Raw genomic sequence first — 20,225 nt, 5'->3', positions numbered from 1 at the left:
GCGCAACGCCGTCGCGGATCGCGGCGGGATGAGCGAAGCGCCCCCATGCCGGACGAGGTCAAAACTCGCCGGTAATCGAGAACGCCACCGTTCGCGGCGCGCCGGGCGAGGTCGCGGCCCAATAGCGCTTGTCGCCGACATTGGTCACGTTCATGCGGATCACGATGTTCTCCCCGAGCAGCTTGGCTTTGTAGCGCGCCCCGACATCGACAAGTATGTAATCCGGAATCGTGCGGGTGTTGAGCGGATCCTGATATTGTTCTCCGGTGTAGTAGAGGCCGCCTGTGAAGGTCACGCCGGGCAGGATATCGGGGAAATACTCCGCATAGACCTTGAAGATTTTCTGCGCGACCCAGTTCGGCCGCCGCCCTTCGAGTGCGGGATCGGCGCTTTCGCGTATTTCGGCGTCCAGCAGGGTCAGCCCTGCGATGATGCTGAGTTCCCTGAGAGGCTTGCCGCTCGCGCTGAGCTCAAGGCCTCTGTGAACCTGAAGCCCGTCCTGGATAAAACGGCCGGTCATCGTCCCGTCGTCGGAACGCTCGCTCGCCTTTTCGATCTGGAAGAGCGCAGCGGAAAGAAGAACGCCCTTGAGATTCGCCTTGGCGCCAATCTCCAACTGCTGACTCGTTAGCGGCGCCAGGATCTGGTTGGCGTTGGCGTAGGTCGGACCGACGATGGCGCCTTGTTCAATCGACTCCATGTAGCTCGCATAGGCGGTCAAATTGTCAAACGGCTTGAACAGCAGAGAGGCCGTGGGCGTGAGCGCCGTTTCGTCGTACAGCGTGCCGGGCAGCGCCGCGCCGGTCGCGAAGTCGAAACTTTCCGAGCGAATGTTGCTCAGATTGAGCCCCAGCAGCATCGACCATTTTTCGCCGAACGCAATGTCGTCGCCAATAATCCCGTTCAGATTGCGGCTTCTTGCATTCACGATCGTATAGGAATCATCGATGTCCCAGTCGGGGACCGGCAGGTCGATGACGGAGCGATCGTCGAGGGCGTAGACGTAAGGGGCGGAGAAGAAAGAGGGAAAGCCGTTCGACTGGATCGCGAGGCTGTTGACGAAGAAATGCCCGTTGGCGCCTACGGTGAGACGGTGTTTTACCGGCCCCGTTGAGAAGGCGTGATCGATATAGACATATCCGCCGTTGGTTTTCGCCCCGTTGCGTCCGCCATAGAGGGTGAACTGGAACTCCGTATCGCCGGGCAGGAGGCTGCCAAGGGGATAGACCAGCGAGCGGGTATCCGTCTTGAAGGCATAGGCGGCGCGTATCGCCCAGTCGTCGGAGGGCGCATAGGCGAAGGTCACGCCAGCATCCTTGGACTCGACGTCGAGATAAGTGTCTTTCGGGGCGTAAAGTTTCGATCCGTCGATGGCGGGCGGGACGTTGCCGTTCAGGAAAAACTGAAACTGGCGCCCGTCGAGTTTGTAATCCTTCGCCGACAGGAAAAACTCCAGCGCCATCTCGTCGGTGGGGCGCCAATCGGCGGCGGCGCTGATCATGCTGCGTTGAAGCGACTGGTGGTCGATTGGCGTATCGCCGTCCTGATAGAGTAGGTTGAGCCGGTAGCCGAAACGGCCCTCGGCGCCGAGAGCGCCGCCGAAATCCGCATGGGCGTAAAACTGTTCGCCGCCGTAATTGCCGAGCGTTATGTTGCGCAAATCATACCCGGTCGGCCGTTTGAGCTGATAGTTGATGACGCCGCCGACGGGGCTTGCTCCATACAGAAAGCCGGACAGCCCGTTGAGCAGCTCCAGCTGCCCGATTTCCTCGACGAACACGCCCATGCCGAGATTGTTGTTTTGCACGCCGTTGACATAGGCTCTGGCGACATTGAAGCCGCGTAGCGTCGCCTGTGCAATGTTGTTGACGTCCTGGGACTGGCCTGCCTGGACGAGGGGGCTCGCAGTGAACAGGGAGTCGAGATTGCGCGCGACGGTGTTCTCGATGAATTCACTCGGCAATACGGTGATGGAATACGGAACGTCCTGGATCGACCGCCCGCCCCAGGGACCGGTGGTGGTGACGGTTTCGGGCTTGTAGCCGTCTGTGGATTTGCTTTCGCGTTTGCCGATGACAATAATCGTCTCGGGCGAAGCGCCCTCGTCCCTCTCGGTCGATTGACTTTCCTCGGAGTTCGCGAGTGCAGGTGCGATTGAGGAAAAGCCGCAACATAAGACAAGACCGCAATGTGCAATGGTGCAACACCAGCGCAACGATTTGCGGCGCCGTGCGAGAAGCGTGCGTGTTTCCCCATGACCGTCCGACAATTCAGCCAAACGGATGCGTCGATCGTAATTACTCACTTGATCCCCCTCAGGTATTCCCCTTCTGGTCCCCATTTATCCGCAAAGAACAGCATGCGGTTGGCAATATAGACGACCTGTAAACGTCTCACAATAAGACTCGCGCGGTGTCATTACCGATTATCCGATTCTGGCGTATTCGTAATGTAATCCACCAAGGTGAGGACGCGAAACTAGCCGACCGTGGGCTTGGGGTTTTCGTGGAACAGGCGAATTCTTCTCTAAGCCGAGGTGCGTTCGCGCTGAATTGTAATACTCAGCGTAAGCCCTCAGTACCCGGCGCAAATGGCTTTCATCACGAATGATGATGTGATCTAGACATTCGCGCCGAATAGAGCCGATGAGTCGCTCCACATATCCGTTTTGCCAGGGAGACCTCGGTGCCGTTGGCCCGTCCCGAATGCTCATTGATTTCAGTCTATTCTTGAACACGGCGCCATAGATGGCGTCATTATCTCTAATGAGTGATTCAGGCGTTTGGTCCCAAGGGAAGGCTTCTCTGAGTTGCTGCGCGGTCCATTCGGCCGTCGGATGCGCGGTAACGCCAACGTGCAGGAGCTTGCGTCTCCCGTGCGCCATGACAATGAAGGCAAAGAGGAGTTTGAAGCCGATTGTTGGAACGACAAGGAAATCGCAGGCGGCGATTCCGTCAGTATGATTGCAGATAAAGGTCTTCCAGCTTTGAGAAGGCGGTCTGCGGCGTTTGACCATATATTTGGCGACCGTTGACTGCGCGATATCGATGCCGATCATCTTCAGCTCGCCATGGATTCGCGGCGCGCCCCAGAGTGGATTGGCTAGACTCATTTCGCGGATAAGGTCGCTTATTTCTTTTGAAACCCTTGGTCTTCCGCCGCGTGGCCGCGACTTCCAGCGCCATAACGCGCGAAAGCCCATGCGATGCCAACGCACAAGCGTTTCTGATTGGACAATATGTATTGCGCTCCGGACCTCTGGGAAGAAACGATATATAAATGCCAGGATCAGCCGATCGCTCCGTCGTAAGGTGAGTTGTCTGGGCGCCCGTCGCCTCAGTGTAATGACTTGCTGGCGTAACGCTGTGATCTCGGCCTCAAGAACGGAACGCGGTTTCGTCAAATCCGAAATCAGTAGAATTAAGAGTTTCAGCCAATCCATCATGCTTCGAGCATGGCTGCAGGGAACAGATTACGCAAGCTCGCGTCCGATCGGGTTTTCAGCAGGGACACCTCTCACTTACGCCACGCACATTTCAGCGCCGTCTGAGCAGGTCTAATTATAGTTTCCGGAAGCTTCTTGATGGCGTGCGCGTAGAACTCGCGCAGACCATGTTACGGAATTCAAGCGCCAGTATGAGTGAAATCTCCGCATCCCTCGCTTATGCTGAACTGTCGGTATTATCCCGATCCTTCAAACGCAATACCGGGCTCTCGCCGAGCGTTTGGAGGGTGTCAGCATGCGGATAAAATAACTTCAATCGCATAACCGCGCCTTTTGCCTTGTGCGCTGGACCGGTTAGTGGGAGTGAAAGCGAGCGACAAGTTGGGTTAAACAATTAGTAAGGTTAGAAAAAACCTCCCGATTTTCATCGGGAGGCAAGTGAAGCGCTAAAAACAGGGAGGTTTCTTCGCGCTATCTCGAAATGACAAAGCTGCAGGCGGCTTTCGCGACCGGCGTTTCGGCAGCGTCTTGCCAGGCGACGCAATCGATGAAAACGAGCCGCCGGCCGGTTTTCACAATGCGCGCTTTGGCGAAAAGCGGCGCCAGTGCGACGGACTTCAGATAATCGACATTGATATTAATCGCCTCACCGTCCGCGTCGGGACTGAGAGAGCGGCGCAACTCATGAAGTCCCGCAAGCTCCAGAAATGTGGAAACGATCCCGCCGTGAAGCGCTTTGATCAGCGGGTTGCCGATATGAGCGTCGTTTGGCGTAATTGAATAAAGGGCGTCGTCGCCGTTTTCCTCGACGTCAAACCGCAGCCAGCTACCGAGAGGCGAATTCAGAAGTTGCGTCATGACCGTGGTGTCTCGCCAAGACCAGTGAAATCGGGCCCGCCACTGGCGATCATGAAAGCGCCTGTTGCGCTCGCAAGCGGCCTTCCGTCGTAATCGAATATCTCTCCGCGCGTTCTGGCGATATTGCCGCTGACGGCGTGACATTCTGCGCTGCAAATGACTTTAGCGCCAATCTCTATTGGGCTAAGATACTCAGTCTTCAAATTGATTGTGGCGATGGCTTTGGGCTTCTGAATTCTGGCGAAAACGGCAAAGCCGAAAACCGTATCAAGGATGATAGTGTAAGCGCCTGGATGCGCACTGCCGTCATCATCCTTGTATGAGAAAAAATCCGGAACCGTCGAAAAGACGCAGACCTCGTCTTCGGCGACCTTGTTCGCCTCCATCTGCAATGCCGCGAATAATTGATGAGTCTCAGAGAAGAAAGACCTCATCACTTCCGCCCACGGCGGCATGCCGTCGGTATTCTTCGGCGATGTTTCATGCTGCTGGAAATCCATCGCTATGCATCTTTCTTGGCGGCTTTGCGTTGAACGCGATGCAAGTCGTCAACGCCGCTGAAAGCGCGCCCAACCGGTTCGGAACCGAGGTCGATCAGGTTGGATTTTGCAATCGTCAGCGCCTCGATGAATTCTTCAACGCGCTTGGCGGGAAGTCCCTTGAAGGCGTCTTTATATAGATTGTCCGCCGCAGCCCGCAGGTCCTCAATCAAAGGCAGAAGCTTGTCTGTAAGATGGACGAGGTTTGCCCGACGGTCGCCCGGCGCGGGCGCTCGGCGAACCCATCCGCTTTCCTCAAGGCGGTCTATCAGCCGGCCAAGCGGCGCCGGCTCCATGTCAAGTTCGTCCGCGAGGGCGCGCTGTGTTCGCCCGTCATTTCGGTAGAGATGCGCAAGCACGAACCATTGCGCGCGGGTGAGGCCTATGTGTTTGACCCGGCGGTCAAATTCGCGCCGTAAGAGGCGCGCCACATCGTTAACCAGGTAACCTGGATTGAGGTCTATCCGATTGTCTCGCCCGTTCATCTCCTGCGATCCGTTAGGCGCCAGTTGTGCTTGCCACGTTTAATATATACTAAGTTATTAAATGTTAGTATAGCAAGAATGTCAGTCAGCCAAGCGTAGGGCCCGACAATGCGTGCGTATCTTCGATTCCAGTCTGGTTGGAATATCGGCGCGGCGGCGCTCATCGCCGCATTCCTAACGGTTTCCGGTTGCGGTTCCGGCGGCGGGGAACCCGCTGAGTCGGCGCAAAGTTCGTCAACGGCAAATCCGGCGCTTGCCAAGTCCGTAAAAATCGTCAAGCCGAAATCTGCGACGATGCGTGAAACGGTCGTCGCGACAGGATCGATCGGTTCGAAACAGACCAGCAATATCGGTCCCCTTGTCGAGGGTGTTGTCGAAACGATCTTTGTCAATGTGGGCGAGCGGGTCGCAAAAGGCGATCCGCTCTTTCAGACGCGGCAGTCGCGTTATGAAAGAGAAGTCGATGAAGCGCAGGCGAATCTGGCGCTTGCGAAAGCGAACCTGCGCAACGCCCGTCAAGCTTTCGACAGGGTTCGAAAGCTAAAAGAAGAAGGCTATTCTTCTCAATCACGCCTCGACGACGCCAGGACGGCGTTGGATGTCGCTGCGGCGGAAGCGGAAAAACGCGAAGCCGAGCTTAAAACCGCACGCAAGGACCTTGAGGACACCACTGTCAGGGCGCCCTACGACGGCGTCATCACGCGGCGCTTCAACGATGAAGGCGTATATCTGTCGAATGTCTTCCGCGGAGGCGTTGAAAGCTCGGTTCTGCAAATTCAGGAAAACCACATTGTCGTCGCGGTCGTTTATGCACCCGAACAATATTTGAGTTCGCTGAAGCTTGAACAAAAAGCGTTCGTCTACGTTGAGTCGCAACCGGAGCCGCGGGAATCATACGTTTTAGTATTGAATGATATGCTCGATGTCGGTGCCCGTACGGTTGAGTTGCGCCTGCCGATCGACAACTCGGATTACGCGCTGAAGTCAGGCCAGTTCGCCCGCGCTGAAATATTCACCGATGAAAAGCCGGTATTGTCAGTCCCGGCAAAAGCGGTTTTTCAGGACCAGTCGGGCGCTTATGTTCTGGTTTCGCTGGATGGCCGCGCTGAAATGCGGCGCGTCGTCGCGAAGGAGCGTCCCGACGGAACATTCGCCGTGCTCGAGGGCCTCGACGCGGACGATGACGTCATCGTCCCGAACGGCGAGCCCGTCGCCGCCGGCGATCCCGTTGCGCCCGAGTCCGTGTGATGTGGCTCGTCGATCTATCCATCAAGCGCCCGGTTCTCGCCGTGATGATGATCGGCGCATTGGTCGTGCTCGGCTGGATTTCGATGGGCCGGCTTGGCGTTGATCTCTTTCCGGATGTCGAGTTTCCGTATGTCGCGGTGACGACCACGCTTGAGGGCGCGAGTCCCGACACGATGGAAACGGAAGTTTCCGACGTGATCGAGGAAAGCGTCAATACGATTTCCGGGATCAAGCAACTGCGTTCGACAAGTGCGGATGGCCTCTCGCAGGTTTTTATCGAGTTCGAACTCGAAGAAAATGTCGATGTGAAGGCGCAGGACGTGCGCGATAAGGTCAATATCGCTCGCCGCGACTTGCCCGAAGACATCGATCCGCCGGTCATTGAGAAAGTCGATCCTGACGCCGCGCCGATCATGTCCATCATGATCGCCGCAGACGCGTCAATCGGCGAAATCACGACCTATGCGGATGAAGTCGTCAAGGAAGCGGTGCAGCGCCTGCCGGGCGTCGGGTCCGTCACGATCGTCGGCGGTCGTCTCCGCGAAATCCGCATCTGGCTGAACGCAGACAAGATGCGCGCATTTGGCGTGACGGCCGACGACGTTGTCCGTGCGGTCAGATCTGAGCACGCAGAAGTGCCCGGCGGGCGCCTTGAGATCGGCGGCGGCGCGCGCGAATTCGGGGCCAAGACGGTGTCGGAGGCGAAGACTCCGCAGGAGTTCGCCGATCTCGTGGTCGCTTATCGCGAGAGCGGCGCGCCTACGCGGATCGGCGATGTGGCGCGGGTCGAGGACGGGCTGGAGGACGAACGCAGCTATGCGCAATTCAATGGAAGGCCCGGCGTTTCGCTAGAAGTTCGCCGCCAGTCGGGCCGCAATACGCTCGAAGTCGCCGAAGCCGTACATACTGAGGTGGAGCGACTGCAGGCAGTCGCGCCCGACGGATATGAGCTCGTCGTCGCTCGCGACGTGAGCCGGTTCATTGAATCGTCGGTTGAGGATGTCACCCACGAACTCGAGATTGCGATCGTTCTCGTCGTCATCGTCACCTTTTTCTTTCTCTTAAGCTGGCGCGCCACGCTGATGGTCGCCATCGCCATTCCGACATCCCTGATCTCGGCGTTTTTTGCGTTTGAGGTCTTCGATTTCACCATCAACATGCTGACATTGCTGGCGCTGACGGTGACCATAGGCTTGCTTGTCGATGACGCCATCGTTGTCGTTGAGAGCGTGCAACGCGATATTGACGCCGGGATCGAGCCGGAAAAGGCGGCGCGGCAGGGAACTGCGCGCGTTGCGCTCGCGGTGCTCGCCGGCACCTTTGCAACGCTCGCCGTCTTCGTGCCGATCGCTTTCATGGAAGGCATAGTCGGGCGATTTTTCCTTCAATACGGCCTTGCGATCGTCTTCGCCGTCTCTGTGTCCTTGCTCGTAGCGCTGACATTGACGCCTATGCTGGCGTCGCGCTTCCTGAAGCCGGAATCGCATCCGGCCCTTCTGCGCCCGATCGAAAAGTTTCATCGGCGCCTGGACCGCGCATACAGCGCTATCGTCGGCGTTGTCGTCCGCTGGCGCTATCTTGCGCTGGCCGCCGCGATCGGCTCGCTTTTTATCGGCGGTTTTTTCGCCTCGCGCGTACCGAGCGGTTTCACCTCAAAAGCCGACCGCAGCGAATTTCTGGGGGCGATCGAATTGCCGCTTGGATCGGGAATCGCTGAATCGAAAAAAGCGATTGCAGCGACGAATGAAGCGTTGCGCGGCGTTGAGCATGTGAAGAACATTTTTCTGACCGCCGGGGCGGGTAGCCAGGGAAAAGCGAATGTCATCGACCTCTATGCGTCGATTACACCGAAACAAGAGCGGCGGATCGGTCAGTTCGAGGTCATGGATGAAGCGCGGCGTGCGCTTCGCGAGGCCGTTCCCGAGGCGAGCGAAATCACCGTGGCCGAAGTGCCGTGGATTTCCGGCGGCGGGGTTTCCACCGGCGATATCGAACTCGTCATTCGCGGCGACTCGATCCCGGAAATCGACGCATATGTCAAAGCCATCATGGCGAGAATGCGAGAGACAAACCTTTACTCAGATTTGCGTTCGAGTTTCGAAGAGGGCCGGCCGGAACTGCTGATCGATTTCAACCGCACGCGCGCGGGCGATCTCGGCGTTTCCGCACGCAACTTGGCCACGACGGCGCGCACGGTGATCGGCGGCGTTGACGCCGGCACTTATGAAGAAGGCGGCAGGCGTTATGACGTGCGCGTACGCCTTGAGGAGTCCCAGCGGCAGAATCGGGACCAGTTGCAGCTCATCCAGATAAGAAGCGAGTCTGGTCAGTTGATCGATCTCGCCAGTGTCGCGACCATGCGCTTCGCCAGCGGGCCGTCGCAAATCGACCGTCAGGACCGGGCGCGCAAAATCTCGATCCTCGCCAACACCGCCTCAAACGTTGCGCTTGGGACGGCAACGGAAGCGCTTGAGATGATCATCGCGGAATACCCGCCGCCTGCGACCATGCAGATTAGCTATGAGGGATCTGTGCGGCGGATGAATGAGTCGATTTCAGCGATCATTTTCGCCTTCGGATTGGCGATGGTCGCGCTCTATATCGTACTCGCTAGTCAGTTTAACTCCTTTGTGCAGCCGGTCGTCATCATGCTGACGGCGCCGCTGTCGTTCTCCGGCGCTTTCGCCATGCTTTATTTTGGCGGGCAGGAAATGTCGCTGTTCGCGCAGATCGGCCTCATCGCGCTGATGGGGATCGTCATGAAAAACGGCATTCTGCTCGTAGATCGCGCAAACCAGCTACGCGAGGAAGGCGCGCCGGCGCGCGAGGCGATCCTCAAGGCCTGCCCGGAGCGATTGCGGCCGGTGCTGATGACGGCGTTCGCCGCCATATTCGGCATGATCCCGGTTGCGCTTTCAGGATCCGACGGCGCGGAATGGAGAAACGCACTCGGTTATCTGATCATCGGCGGGCTCTCATCGTCGACAATTCTCACGCTACTCGTGGTGCCGGCGGCTTACATGGTCCCGGGCGACGTCAAGCAACTTATTTCGCAGGTAGTTACTAAGTTCTATCGCAGACGAGGGGCACGAGAGCATGCAAATGTTTAAAGTGAGTGGTTGCGCGTCGATGGTAAGAGCGGCGGTGTTTGCCTTGCTCGGGATTCTGGTTTCGGCGTGCGCGACGGATCAACACTATTGGGCGCCTCCGCTTGACGCCGTCCGCATTCAGGAAAGTCGAAGTGCTAATTGCGTCGATAACGAAATCTTGCTCGCGGGCCGCGATGCTTTGGCTGTCGTTGAGCAGACCAGACGCGATCCAGATAATGCAATCGAAAAAATTTTTGCAGAAATGACTGTCTCAGCCGTGATTGGCGAGATTGCTTATTGCGATTCCATGGAAGGCGAGGAGGAAGAGAAAATCCAGGCTGCGCTAAGCGATTTCGGCGCGCTTTCCTATAATGCCGCTTATCTTCGTCCCCGATTATCATCGTTAACTACGTTTCCGAGCGTTTATCTTCTTTCAAAGCCCAGTTCTCATCGCATTATAGTGTATTTTCCCGGGATAGATGCGGCGGCGGGGCCTGGTGACCTTCTGCAAAGCCTGAAAGCTGGCGCCGCCGAAGATCAGCCGGTCGCAGGACAACCATATATTCCTCGCGGGCACGGCGGTTTTCGCGAAGGTATCGCAATTTTGATAAACGACGGTTTTTTCTTACAGGCAAAATCGCTTGCGGAGCTTGAGGAAGAATGCAGTCAGTCAGCCAAATCGGATAGGGCTCCGGACCGGAAGACAGTTTCGCTCGCCGGCTTTATCTGCACATATGATGTTGCCGATCCAACACGTTCTGATCCAATTGAACTCGTTGTCGCCGGACATAGTCTTGGCGCGGGCGTTGCGCAAAGCGCGCTTGGCGCATTCAACGGCATGACGTGGATCCGAGAGCCTGCAGGCGGCTGGGCTGTCGCGGCGCCGGAACGCAATTGGCCGTTTCGTGTTAGAGCGGCCTATCTTTATTCGCCGCCCCTTGCACTTTATCCACGGGATGAAGGCTGCAATCGGGTCAGTGGCGGCGCCGTCAATCCTATAGATGTCTACACGGTTCACGGTTTAACTGATCTTACGTACTCAATCATCAAGGAAGGCGATCCTGTACCCAATCTTTGGCGCCCAGGAGGACCGTCTATAAATTGTGTTGAAGGCAATCATTTTGGCAAGATGGTGTCTATTCCTCGAGGCGAGGAACCTGATATTGCAGCGCGGACACCAGTTACAATCAAATGGGACAATCCATTTCCTCATCGCCTGCAGTCCTATCGCAAAGCCCTCGCAAACGCCCTTCGCCGAACGCAGGATGATCGCCCTGGTGCGAAAGATGAAAAGATCTCCGAGCCAATGGGCGGGTATTGATATGATATCTGCAATACGAATGTTCACATCTGTCTCTTTGTCGATACTTTTGTTGATAGTGAACGGCGTTGCGAGTGCCGAAACCCTGGAGGAGGCCCTGTCGCTGGCCTTCGCCGCGAATCCGGAAATCGCTGCAGAACGCGCGCAGCTTAACGCAACGCGTGAAGGCGTCGCCCAGGCGCGCGCACGCGGCCTTCCGCAGATAACGGCTGGCGCCGGTTATGAGGAGGTCGATAATACCCAGTCAATTAGCAGCGAAGTTTTCGGCGCCGGGGCGGAGGATCGCAATTTCGATCTGACTACGGCGACCGCACAAGTGCAGGGCGAGCAGCAAATCTTTGCGGGATTGCGCAACGTCAACGCCATCCGGCAAGCGAAGGCGCGCGCGAAAGCCGGCGGCGCTCAGCTTTCCCTTGTCGAGCAGGACGTACTTAACCGTGCGGCGGCGGCATATTTCGACGTCGTACGCGACATGGTCGTTTACAGGGCAACAGAAAACAACGTTCAGGTTTTAATTAAGCAATTCGAAGAGATCGCGTTTCGTTTTGAAATCGGCGAAGTCACAAAAACAGATGTTGCGCAAAGCGAAGCGCGCCTCGCGCAGGCGCGGGCCCGGATGACCAACGCGCAGGCGCTGCTCGCAATCAGCCGCGCTGCATTTGCTGAAATCATCGGGCAAATGCCCGGGAGTCTTGAGGAGGCGCCGGGCATGCCTGATACGCCGGCCACGCTCGATGAGGCAAAGGCCATTGCGCGGGAGCTCTCGCCTGTCATCGCGCAGGCGCAAATGCGGGAAGAAGCGTCACGCCGAGGCGTCGCTATCGCAAAAGGCGCGTTTTCGCCGACAGTGTCCCTGCGGGCGGAATATCAATATGCCGAGGAGCCGTCGTCATTCATCGAGCAGGATGAACGTTTCGCTTATGGCGTCCGCGTGACCGCGCCGATCTTTCTTGGCGGCCTTCGCCTTTCGCGCGTGCGGGAGGCGCGCGCCGTCAATAGTGCAGACCGCCGCCGCATCACCGTGGCCGAACGGCAGGTCGATGCGCGCGTGACGATTAGCTGGCAGCGACTTGCGGCCGCACGCGCGAACATTGTGTCATCGCGAACGCAAGTGCGGGCCAACGCGCTGGCCCTCGACGGCGTACGGCGCGAAGCCGAGGTCGGTGTGCGCACTACGTTGGACGTGCTCGATGCTGAACAAGAATATCTTGACGCGCAAGTGGCGTTGGCGAACGCAGAACGCGATGCGCGGGCAGCGACTTATGAGCTACTAGCATCAATCGGTGCGATTCACCTTCAAGAATAAGGAGGCGCTTCATTGCGCACGAAACTGGCTATTTTGACATTTAACAGTTCGCATTATGCGCTTTATGGGCAAGAGTCGGCCAGTCAGGCGAAGTTTGACTGCGAATACTCATTACTTTTTGCGAATCATTAATATGTCGAAAGGAAAAGCATTTGTCCGATCGGTCATCAGGTATGAGAAAGAACTGCGTGCTTACTTCCTGCGACGCATGAGCTCGCGGGCGGACGCCGAGGACTTGACACAGGAAGTTATTCTTCGAGCGCTCTGTGCAGCGGAGCGTCAGGAAATTGAACAACTGACGAAACCCCGATGGCGCAGCCAGTCTTTATGTAACCATGAGATTGCTTCGGATGGAAGGCTGATCTGGCGGGAGCTCCCAGTTTGCGGGAGCCAGATCAGCCGGAATGATGGTTTGCGGCGCTGGCGGTCTGTACCCCAACGATGAGTGCGGGTGCACCGTGTTGTAATGTCTGCGCCACATTTCGATGATAATTTTCGCCTCCATCAGATTGTTGAACAGCTCTACCTTCAGGCATTCATCGCGCAGCCTGCCGTTGAAGGACTCGTTGTAACCGTTTTCCCATGGGCTTCCCGGTTCGATGTAAAGTGTCTTCACGCCGATATTGCCGAGCCATTTGCGCAGCGCCTTAGCCCGGAACTCACTTCCGTTGTCTGAGCGAATGTGATCTGGAACGCCGCGCTGGACCATCAGCTCTCCAAGCACGTCGAGAACATCCTGATTATTCAGACGTCTCTTCACCTTGATCGCCAGGCATTCACGGGTGAACTCATCGATGACCGTGAGCATGCGGAACTTGCGATTATCGCGTGTCCGGTCCTGAACGAAGTCATAAGCCCAGACGTGATTGCGATGCTGTGGCCTCAAGCGAACGCAAGAGCCGTCATTAAACCACAACCGCCCGCGTTTCGGCTGTTTTATCGGTACTTTCAGGCCCTCGCGCCGCCAGATCCGCGCAACGCGTTTGTGGTTCACATGCCAGCCATCAGATCTGAGCAACGCCGTAATCCGCTTGTAGCCATAGCGTCCATAGCGGGTCGCCAGCTCGATGATGGCGAAGGTCAGCGCATCCTCATCGTCGGCACGCACCGGCTTGCGCCATTGCGTCGAGCGATGCTGCTTCAACAAACGGCAGGCCCGGCGTTCAGAGACGCCGAGCCGGCCGCAGGCATGTTCAATGAACTCACGCTTGCGCGAGGGCCCTACCAGTTTCCCTCCGCAGCTTCCTTTAAGATCGCCTTGTCGAGTTCAGCGTCCGCTAGTAGCCGCTTCAATCTGGCGTTCTCTTTCTCAAGGTCTTTCAGCTTTTTCGCCTGCTCAACCTTCATCCCGCCGTACTCCTGACGCCACCGGTAATACGTGATCTTATTGACGCCCAGACGGCGGATCACTTCGCCGACCTTGACGCCCTCGGCGAGATAAACTTCAGCCTCGCGCAACTTCGCTATGATTTCTTCAGGTGAATATCTCTTTCCAGACATTCTTCTTCTCCTTTGATGCAGCCATTTTACTACCTTCAGGCGGCTGCGTTCAAAGGGGTCGGGTCATCCGGTGTCCGCGGATCTTGATCTGGTCGTCGGCGCGTCCGTGGAAGATGAGCTGGCCGTCGGCGCGCCAGGCGGCGATGTCGCCGGTGCGGTAGAGGCGGGCGCCGGGCGGTCCGGCGGGGTTGGCAATGAACCGCTCTGCGGTCAGGCCTGGCTGGCCGCGATAGCCGCGCGCCAGGCCCGGCCCTGAGAGATACAGCTCGCCCGGCACGCCGACCGGGCAGGGCTGCAGCCGGTCGTCGAGAACATAAGCGCCGGCGCCGGGATAGGGCCGCCCGATCGGCAGGGTGGTCCCGCCTTCCTCTTCTGTCAGGGTGACGAAAGCGGCCACGGCGCCGATCGTGGCCTCAGTCGGACCGTACTCGTTGAGGACGCGCAGGCCGGGGGCATGGACGTGCAGCAGGTGCAGATGGGCCGGGGTCAGCGCCTCGCCCCCGGCGATCGCCAGACGCAGTCTGCTGGACGCGCCGGTCGGCGGGGGCGGCAGGGCGTCGAGCAGGGTGATATGGGACGGCGTGAGCTTGACGGCGCGCGTCGGGCTGGCGGGGGCGAAGATGTCGGCCAGGGCCTCTTCGGGCCGGCCTGCAGGGCAAAGGGTGAGCGCGCCGCCCATTACCAGCGGGACGAACAGGCTGGTCAGGGTGAGGTCGAAGGTTGGTGCGGTGAACAGCGGCATATGGGCGGCGTCTTCGCCGATCAGGCCGGAGAGGGTGCGGACATAAGCGGCAATGGCGCGCTGGGAGATGACGACGCCCTTGGGCGCGCCGGTGGACCCGGAGGTGTGCAGGACATAGGCGGCCTGGTCCGGATGCAAGGGGGCGGTGCGTTCTTCCGCAGCGAGAGGACTGTCATCGAGGGCGGCGAGGGCGGCCGCCGTCTCCGGCGCACCGGGGCAGAACAGGCGGGTTCCTTGCGGCAGGGCGTCCGGAAGACGGGCGGCCAGGGCTTGTGTGGTCAGCAAGCGATCCGGGCGGGCGGTCTGCAGCAGGGCGTCCAGCCGGGCCGGGGGGCTGGCCGGGTCGAGGGGCAGGAAGGCGGCGCCGGCGGCCAGGACGCCGAGCACGGCTTCGGGCAGGTCAGCCGGGTCGTCGAGGAGCAGAGCGACTGTGCGTTCCGGGCCGATGTCGCGCGCGGCCAGGGCCCGGGCGATGCGCCGCGCCCGCGCGTGCAGCACGCCATGGCTCACCGTCTCCCCGTCCGGCAACACCAGCGCCGTCGCCGCGCCATGCGCCGCACCCGCCGCCGACAAAAGCCCCGTCAACGTCCCGTCCCCCTCAGGAACCAAAGCCGACGGCCAGGCGCCCGGATGGCCTAGTTCAAAGGAATGGACTTGCCGCATGAGCCTCGTATACGCAAAACTGTTAATCGTGCAGATTAATGATAGCCGGACGTGGAAGGGGATAGCATGGCAAATCCATTTGACGATGAAAACGGGACATTCCTGATCCTTGTGAATGAAGAAGGCCAACATTCACTCTGGCCCGACTTCATCGATGTGCCACCTGGCTGGGAGCAGGTCGGGCCGACAGGATCGAAAGCGCTTTGTTCTGCGTGGATCGACGAGAACTGGACCGACATGAGACCGAAAAGCCTGATCCGGCAGATGGAAGAAGACGAGCGTCAGCGTCAGGCAAACGACTAACCGGACGCGGCGTATCCAAACAGACCGAAATACCAGTCGGAGACCTGGCCATAGCCCGGCGTAATCCGTGTGAGGCGCGGCGGTACGCTCGGCGTGAAGGCGAAGGTGTCGAGCCCCTGTGAAATGCCAAGGCCGGTCGCCTTGATGAAGGCTTCGCCCAGTGTCCAGAAACGGTAGAAGAGTCGCGTGCGGACGTCGCCAGTACAGGCAGCAAGGATCGCACGTGATTCCGGCGTGAAGGCGAGGTCAGCGGTTTCCAGCATATCCGGAAACTCTTCGATCTGTTCGATATCAACACCGATCGGCGCGGTCGACAGGCCGATCAGCGCCCGACCCCGCGTGTGGGACAGATTGAAGTGGAGCCATGAGCGAGCCTTACGCCCAGCAATCCCGATGAGATGCGGCTTGCCGTTCGGGCCGGTGGCAAAGAGCAATTCGGAAGGAGAGCATTGGTGATGTGCGGCAAGCTGTAATCGCAGCACAGCATGTGCCGTGACGAAGCTGCGCGCATCCTCCTCCTGTCGGAAGCTCCGGGCCCGGATAATTTCGTCGGATGACAAGATCCGTTCGCACGCCTGCAGCAGGTCTCCGACCGGCGCCTCGCTGGTTCCGGCCCAGAGCAAGACTGCACCGTCGGGCGATACCCGCGGAAGGAGGTCCGGAGAGAGCAGGACATCTGGCGCCGACCTGGAGGAGCCTGCCAGCGCCCAAGCATAGGTATACTTCTCATCGTGCTGTAGCTCGCCGATTGTACGAACAACGCGGCGGATGTCCTTTACATGCTGTTCGACCGTCTCATGCAGCCCGGATTGCTGTTTCATCTTCGCTCCCTTGATGGGCTACGATGAACCAGAAATCCTCCTTAAGCAAAAACCCCCATATGTCCCTCACTCGCTGACGGGGAACATCTTTGGTTTTTTCAAGGGTGTGCGTCCGGCTGCTTTCCGTCGGGATCGGTTACGCGCCAAGGACAATGCGAAGACGCGCAAGCGCTTCGTTTCGGCGATCTTTTGTCATGCGGCGGATGTTCTGAAGTTTCCATTGAACCGCCGGTAGCTGTTCGGCGTTAGGCGTATTGAGCAGCGACCAGTCGGGGTCTCCTGATTTCACCGAGATCAGAAAAGCGCGGTCCTTCTCCGTCAGGCTCTCGTGAATGCGTTGCAGAAGATCGCCCCGCGCCTGATAGAGATCTTCAAGCGTGGGCGGCAAGGCCGTCATCGCCGCAAATTCCGCTTCGTAAGTATATTTTACGTCCTTCGGGTTCGGCGCCAGCAGCTCCGCGATCGGGCGATTGTGACTGATGAGATAGACAAGGAACGCGTCGATCAGCTTTCTGTCGACGCCTTCGTTCTCAAGAAGGAGTTTGATATCGAAGAGATCGCGCGGATGCTGGCGATCTAGTGCAGCGCAAATCTTTCCGGCGTAAAGGTCCGCATGCGACAGAACCTGCATCTCAGCATAGCCGAACGCGTTTTCGACAGCGGGACCAATAGTCCGTGTCTCCGGCGGGAATACTGTTCCGCGCAGAACCGGAGACAGTTCAAGTTTCACCTGCGTCCGTCCGTGCCTGATGAGGAGCCGCAGTTCGTTTTCCCGCACGGCCGGCGGATCGATGGTCGCGATGGCGGGAGAACTCGCCATCAGCTGTTCGCCGATGCGCGCGAGCGCCGCCCGGATCTTCGGCAGCGCCGTCTCTCTCGGCTCCAGCGGCAGATAAGCAAGATCGATATCAACCGACAGACGCGGCATGTCGCGAAGAAAGAAATTGATCGCCGTGCCGCCTTTAAGCGCGAAATCAGTCTCTCTCGCAACATAGGGAAGCACGCGCACAAGAAGGCGAACCTGCTCTTCGAAGGCCTGACGCTTAAGCATCATCTGCGAAACTCTCAGGGACAGTGATGGCGTAAGTCGGATCGAGGCGGCCGGGCTTGGCGACCACGCGGTTGCCTCGGCCGAGACCGAAATCATTCGGATCAAGACGCGCGCGCCACTGGAATTGATGACGGTCGGCGAACCAGAAGAAAAGCCGTTTCACCCGGATATTGACGCATAGGTTAAGAACGGTTTCCAGCCGGCGCGGCGACAGGGTCGCAAGCCCCTGCAAGAGCTGATCGGCATGTTCGAATGATACGCGTTTGGGCACGTCGAACAGCACTTCGAGGATTGCGCGCTCCGGCGTCGACAAAGACAGCGGCGGCAAATGCTCCGCGATTTGCATAGTGGTGAGTCCGGCCATGGCGGGATCGCGCTTTTTGCACCGGCGCCGCTCCTGCGCGTCTTCGCGATCATCATCAGTCTCGGCGTATGGGCTTGCTGCAAAGAGACGCGCCTCGCTTCGTTTCTCGAACGTGACGTCCCTGACGAGATGATTGATCCAGGAGGGCAGGGGATCGGCGCCAAAGAGGACGATGCGACGCGTTTCCGACAGGGCGAGATAGTGGCCAAGGCCATGAAGTTCGAGCGCCGTCAGCCCGCCGACCGAAAGGTCGCCGCCCATGCGCTGCAGGGAACAGACAACGCCCTCCCAGCCCAGCTGCGTATCGGGCCGGATATAGACCCCCGGCCGGAGCGAGATCAGCTGACCGGATTTGACCAGATTATCGATGCTGTGCCGGGCGTAGCCCTTGCCCGACAGCCATTCCTTCGTCACGAACAGCCCGAAAGGCGCGTCTTCCCGCAGTCGCGTGCGCTGTTCGGCGTTGAGGGGCATTTTTGCGCCTTTTTGTCAGCTTGCGGCGATCATCGCCGCAAAATAAGTAGATGTCACATCTATGACATATCGAGAAGTTTAACAAGTGCTGAAAGTACGGCGTTTATCGCCGCAAATTTAGAGTAATTGACATATTCAACGGCCAGGGTTGTCAGGAATGTCACACAGGCGACGGGAGGGCGCCGGGCCTGTTTTCGTATCGGGAACGCGCGCTCTTACGCTCCCGGTCCATGGGTTTAAGCCGATATTGGAAAAATCAGTGAACTGAACGCTGGCGGCGTCGGGTCTCTTGGCGCTTTTTAAGTGTTACGGCGGCCGCCTGACGGCGCCGGGCTCTAGGCGCGCCAATCATGCGTGATTGGCGGCCCGAAGCCGACAAATTCAACAAGTGAATTCGTCGTCTTCGCCGTGCCGGTGACGATCCCTGCCGCAGGCCCGCGCATCGCGCGGGGTCAAAAGCATGCCTTTTGACGGACGCGGGGCTTCGCCCCGCGGCTTGTTGGTCATTCCCCTCGGGACAGCGGGGGCGGCGGAACGGAAGACGGGGCGAATAGCGCCGGGCGGCCGCGCCGCAACCGCTTTGGCTATTTATCCGTCTCGATTGTTTTTCTCATCCTACCAAACCGGTTGCGCCCCGGCCTCCAATACCCGGCGCTCATGCTCGCCCCGTTTCCGCCGCCCCCGCCGTCCCGGGGGAATTTGTGGCGGGCAGGCAAGGAGCGAGCAGCCATGACATCACTTGAAACCGCAACTGATGCGCCCAGCCGCGCCGCCCAGCGAAAGAACGCGGCGAGCAGCGGCGCGAAGCCACGTCGGCGTTCAGGAAAGAAAAAGCCGGGCGCTGATCTTTATACCGAAGTCACAACAAAGATCGTGAAGGAACTGGAAGCCGGACGCTTTCCATGGGCGCAGCCGTGGGCCGCAAGAGGTGAAGCAGCGACCATAACCGCAGGTCTGCCGAAGAACGCCCAGACAGGCCGCGCCTATTCCGGGATCAATATTCTGTTGCTGTGGGGCGCCGCCATTGAGAACGGCCTTTCCGGCCAGACTTGGCTGACCTTTCGGCAGGCGAAAGCCTTGGGCGGTTCGGTGATGAAGGGCGAGCGCGGCGCCATGGTCGTTTACGCCGACAAGTTTATTCCGAAGGACGAGCAGGCCAGAGTCGAGAAAGAGGGCGGCGACGCCGCTTTCGTGCCTTTCCTTAAACGCTATACCGTCTTTAACGCGGCGCAATGCGAGGGCTTGCCGCCGGAACTGACGGCGGGCGCCAAGCCCCTGCCGGAATGCGAAGCGATCCCGCGCGCGGAGAATCTTATCAAGGCAACCGACGCCGATTTCCGGATCGGCGGCGACAAGGCGTTTTATGTACCGAGCCAAGACTTTATTCGCGTTCCGCCGCAACCCGCTTTTTTCGAGCAGATCAATTATTACCGCACCTGCTTTCACGAGCTTGGTCACTGGACCGGCCACGCCTCGCGTTTGGGTCGCGAATTCAAAGGCCGTTACGGATCGCACGGCTATGCAAGGGAAGAACTGGTCGCCGAAATGGCGAGCGCGTTTGTCTGCGCATCGCTTTCGATTACGCCGACCGTCCGCCATGCAGATTATCTGGGCGCATGGCTTGAAGTCCTGAAAGAAGACAACCGCGCAATCTTCAACGCGGCCTCGCTCGCCTCCAAAGCGGCGGATTTCATTCTGGCCTATGAGAATCCGGCGCCGGAGCCGCAAGCCTCTGCGATGGAGCGCGCAGCATGAGCGCGCGTGACGAGAAGCCGGAAGCAGAAGAAACGGACGCGGGGTCGCAAACGCTGATGCGCGGCGTCGCGCCGATCACCTTGCGCGATCGGCTTCTCGTTCTCGCGGCGGTGCCCTTGGCGCCCCGCGCCGCGCAAAAACGTTGCGACATGGGACTCTTTGACTTGGAATCCCGCCGCCAGATCGACCTTGTCGATGAATTGCGCCGCTTGACCCGTGAGGCGGCGCGAAATCCCGAACCATCAGCAACAGGAGAATGAA

The 20,225-nt window shown here is 58.8% G+C and carries 19 protein-coding genes; 9 read left to right on the top strand and 10 right to left on the bottom strand.

What is annotated here, in order from left to right; genetic code table 11:
* Positions 1 to 58: 58 nt before the first annotated feature.
* Positions 59 to 2,305 carry a TonB-dependent siderophore receptor gene (locus tag PUV54_RS01705; protein ID WP_274493787.1) on the bottom strand — a complete coding sequence of 749 codons (2,247 nt, stop codon included), beginning with the start codon at positions 2,303 to 2,305 and terminating at the stop codon, positions 59 to 61.
* A 120-nt stretch (positions 2,306 to 2,425) separates the two neighbouring features.
* Positions 2,426 to 3,112, bottom strand: a complete 687-nt coding sequence (locus PUV54_RS01700) for an integrase core domain-containing protein (RefSeq protein ID WP_274493786.1) — start codon at positions 3,110 to 3,112, stop codon at positions 2,426 to 2,428.
* Between the two features lie 359 nt (positions 3,113 to 3,471).
* Here PUV54_RS01700 and PUV54_RS16650 point away from each other — a divergent pair, with 359 nt between their 5' ends.
* On the top strand, positions 3,472 to 3,750 hold the full coding sequence (locus PUV54_RS16650) for a helix-turn-helix domain-containing protein (protein WP_420797931.1): 279 nt from the start codon (positions 3,472 to 3,474) through the stop codon (positions 3,748 to 3,750).
* Positions 3,751 to 3,916: 166 nt separating this feature from the next.
* On the opposite strand, the gene PUV54_RS01695 is transcribed toward PUV54_RS16650, so the two are convergent.
* From PUV54_RS01695 to PUV54_RS01685, 3 genes are read right to left on the bottom strand one after another with little or no spacing between them, the layout of a single operon-like run.
* Complete coding sequence (locus PUV54_RS01695; RefSeq protein ID WP_274493785.1) at positions 3,917 to 4,303, bottom strand: PaaI family thioesterase; 387 nt, start codon at positions 4,301 to 4,303, stop codon at positions 3,917 to 3,919.
* Positions 4,300 to 4,803 carry a PaaI family thioesterase gene (locus PUV54_RS01690; RefSeq protein WP_274493784.1) on the bottom strand — a complete coding sequence of 168 codons (504 nt, stop codon included), beginning with the start codon at positions 4,801 to 4,803 and terminating at the stop codon, positions 4,300 to 4,302. The genes PUV54_RS01695 and PUV54_RS01690 overlap by 4 nt, the downstream gene beginning before the upstream one ends.
* A 2-nt stretch (positions 4,804 to 4,805) precedes the next feature.
* Entirely contained in the window at positions 4,806 to 5,327 is a 522-nt protein-coding gene (locus tag PUV54_RS01685) for a MarR family winged helix-turn-helix transcriptional regulator (protein WP_274493783.1), read from the bottom strand.
* Positions 5,328 to 5,435: 108 nt separating this feature from the next.
* On the opposite strand from PUV54_RS01685, the gene PUV54_RS01680 reads away from it, so the two are divergent.
* From PUV54_RS01680 to PUV54_RS16645, 5 genes are read left to right on the top strand one after another with little or no spacing between them, the layout of a single operon-like run.
* Complete coding sequence (locus PUV54_RS01680; protein ID WP_274493782.1) at positions 5,436 to 6,575, top strand: efflux RND transporter periplasmic adaptor subunit; 1,140 nt, start codon at positions 5,436 to 5,438, stop codon at positions 6,573 to 6,575.
* A complete protein-coding gene (locus PUV54_RS01675; protein WP_274493781.1) occupies positions 6,575 to 9,685 on the top strand; it encodes an efflux RND transporter permease subunit in 3,111 nt (1,036 codons plus the stop codon). Before PUV54_RS01680 ends, PUV54_RS01675 begins: the two co-directional genes overlap by 1 nt.
* Complete coding sequence (locus PUV54_RS01670) at positions 9,678 to 10,985, top strand: hypothetical protein (RefSeq protein WP_274493780.1); 1,308 nt, start codon at positions 9,678 to 9,680, stop codon at positions 10,983 to 10,985. The genes PUV54_RS01675 and PUV54_RS01670 overlap by 8 nt, the downstream gene beginning before the upstream one ends.
* Entirely contained in the window at positions 10,951 to 12,291 is a 1,341-nt protein-coding gene (locus tag PUV54_RS01665; protein ID WP_274493779.1) for a TolC family outer membrane protein, read from the top strand. The genes PUV54_RS01670 and PUV54_RS01665 overlap by 35 nt, the downstream gene beginning before the upstream one ends.
* Positions 12,292 to 12,346: 55 nt before the next feature.
* Positions 12,347 to 12,736 carry an RNA polymerase sigma factor gene (locus PUV54_RS16645; protein WP_375211025.1) on the top strand — a complete coding sequence of 130 codons (390 nt, stop codon included), beginning with the start codon at positions 12,347 to 12,349 and terminating at the stop codon, positions 12,734 to 12,736.
* Here the strand turns inward: PUV54_RS16645 and PUV54_RS01660 are convergent.
* Positions 12,617 to 13,791 (bottom strand): IS3 family transposase gene (locus PUV54_RS01660; protein WP_375204405.1). Its coding sequence is split into 2 segments (ribosomal slippage): positions 12,617 to 13,521 and positions 13,521 to 13,791, totalling 1,176 coding nucleotides; the frame shifts between segments, so codons are not numbered across the junction. The two genes, PUV54_RS16645 and PUV54_RS01660, sit on opposite strands and share 120 nt — an antisense overlap.
* A gap of 49 nt (positions 13,792 to 13,840) precedes the next feature.
* Entirely contained in the window at positions 13,841 to 15,118 is a 1,278-nt protein-coding gene (locus tag PUV54_RS01655; RefSeq protein WP_274493777.1) for an amino acid adenylation domain-containing protein, read from the bottom strand.
* 144 nt (positions 15,119 to 15,262) lie between these two features.
* Here PUV54_RS01655 and PUV54_RS01650 point away from each other — a divergent pair, with 144 nt between their 5' ends.
* The gene (locus PUV54_RS01650; protein WP_274493776.1) at positions 15,263 to 15,499 is read left to right on the top strand and encodes an MbtH family protein; all 237 of its coding nucleotides are present in this window, start codon (positions 15,263 to 15,265) and stop codon (positions 15,497 to 15,499) included.
* On the opposite strand, the gene PUV54_RS01645 is transcribed toward PUV54_RS01650, so the two are convergent.
* The 3 genes from PUV54_RS01645 to PUV54_RS01635 form a co-directional block, all read right to left on the bottom strand.
* Positions 15,496 to 16,320 carry a 4'-phosphopantetheinyl transferase family protein gene (locus PUV54_RS01645; protein WP_274493775.1) on the bottom strand — a complete coding sequence of 275 codons (825 nt, stop codon included), beginning with the start codon at positions 16,318 to 16,320 and terminating at the stop codon, positions 15,496 to 15,498. The two genes, PUV54_RS01650 and PUV54_RS01645, sit on opposite strands and share 4 nt — an antisense overlap.
* A 136-nt stretch (positions 16,321 to 16,456) precedes the next feature.
* Entirely contained in the window at positions 16,457 to 17,374 is a 918-nt protein-coding gene (locus PUV54_RS01640; protein ID WP_274493774.1) for a nucleotidyl transferase AbiEii/AbiGii toxin family protein, read from the bottom strand.
* Complete coding sequence (locus tag PUV54_RS01635; protein ID WP_274493773.1) at positions 17,364 to 18,209, bottom strand: type IV toxin-antitoxin system AbiEi family antitoxin domain-containing protein; 846 nt, start codon at positions 18,207 to 18,209, stop codon at positions 17,364 to 17,366. Before PUV54_RS01635 ends, PUV54_RS01640 begins: the two co-directional genes overlap by 11 nt.
* Positions 18,210 to 18,938: 729 nt before the next feature.
* Between PUV54_RS01635 and PUV54_RS01630 the strand changes: the two genes are divergently transcribed.
* Positions 18,939 to 19,964 (top strand): ArdC family protein, encoded by a 1,026-nt coding sequence (locus PUV54_RS01630; RefSeq protein ID WP_274493772.1) that lies wholly within the window; start codon positions 18,939 to 18,941, stop codon positions 19,962 to 19,964.
* Positions 19,961 to 20,224, top strand: a complete 264-nt coding sequence (locus tag PUV54_RS01625) for a hypothetical protein (protein WP_274493771.1) — start codon at positions 19,961 to 19,963, stop codon at positions 20,222 to 20,224. The genes PUV54_RS01630 and PUV54_RS01625 overlap by 4 nt, the downstream gene beginning before the upstream one ends.
* Position 20,225 lies beyond the last annotated feature (1 nt).

Source organism: Hyphococcus flavus (assembly GCF_028748065.1).
Lineage (GTDB): Bacteria > Pseudomonadota > Alphaproteobacteria > Caulobacterales > Parvularculaceae > Hyphococcus > Hyphococcus flavus.
The sequence above is the reverse complement of the archived record's forward strand: the minus strand, read 5'-3'. Positions and strand labels throughout refer to the sequence as shown.

Excerpts from the sequence above, each read along its gene's own strand:
- PUV54_RS01700 (WP_274493786.1), bottom strand. The coding sequence starts at position 3,112 with ATGAGTCTAGCCAATCCACTCTGGGGCGCGCCGCGAATCCATGGCGAG.
- PUV54_RS01695 (WP_274493785.1), bottom strand. The coding sequence starts at position 4,303 with ATGACGCAACTTCTGAATTCGCCTCTCGGTAGCTGGCTGCGGTTTGAC.
- PUV54_RS01690 (WP_274493784.1), bottom strand. The coding sequence starts at position 4,803 with ATGGATTTCCAGCAGCATGAAACATCGCCGAAGAATACCGACGGCATG.
- PUV54_RS01685 (WP_274493783.1), bottom strand. The coding sequence starts at position 5,327 with ATGAACGGGCGAGACAATCGGATAGACCTCAATCCAGGTTACCTGGTT.
- PUV54_RS01680 (WP_274493782.1), top strand. The coding sequence starts at position 5,436 with ATGCGTGCGTATCTTCGATTCCAGTCTGGTTGGAATATCGGCGCGGCG.
- PUV54_RS01675 (WP_274493781.1), top strand. The coding sequence starts at position 6,575 with ATGTGGCTCGTCGATCTATCCATCAAGCGCCCGGTTCTCGCCGTGATG.
- PUV54_RS01670 (WP_274493780.1), top strand. The coding sequence starts at position 9,678 with ATGTTTAAAGTGAGTGGTTGCGCGTCGATGGTAAGAGCGGCGGTGTTT.
- PUV54_RS01665 (WP_274493779.1), top strand. The coding sequence starts at position 10,951 with ATGAAAAGATCTCCGAGCCAATGGGCGGGTATTGATATGATATCTGCA.
- PUV54_RS16645 (WP_375211025.1), top strand. The coding sequence starts at position 12,347 with ATGCGCTTTATGGGCAAGAGTCGGCCAGTCAGGCGAAGTTTGACTGCG.
- PUV54_RS01650 (WP_274493776.1), top strand. The coding sequence starts at position 15,263 with ATGGCAAATCCATTTGACGATGAAAACGGGACATTCCTGATCCTTGTG.
- PUV54_RS01645 (WP_274493775.1), bottom strand. The coding sequence starts at position 16,320 with ATGAAACAGCAATCCGGGCTGCATGAGACGGTCGAACAGCATGTAAAG.
- PUV54_RS01640 (WP_274493774.1), bottom strand. The coding sequence starts at position 17,374 with ATGATGCTTAAGCGTCAGGCCTTCGAAGAGCAGGTTCGCCTTCTTGTG.
- PUV54_RS01635 (WP_274493773.1), bottom strand. The coding sequence starts at position 18,209 with ATGCCCCTCAACGCCGAACAGCGCACGCGACTGCGGGAAGACGCGCCT.
- PUV54_RS01630 (WP_274493772.1), top strand. The coding sequence starts at position 18,939 with ATGACATCACTTGAAACCGCAACTGATGCGCCCAGCCGCGCCGCCCAG.
- PUV54_RS01625 (WP_274493771.1), top strand. The coding sequence starts at position 19,961 with ATGAGCGCGCGTGACGAGAAGCCGGAAGCAGAAGAAACGGACGCGGGG.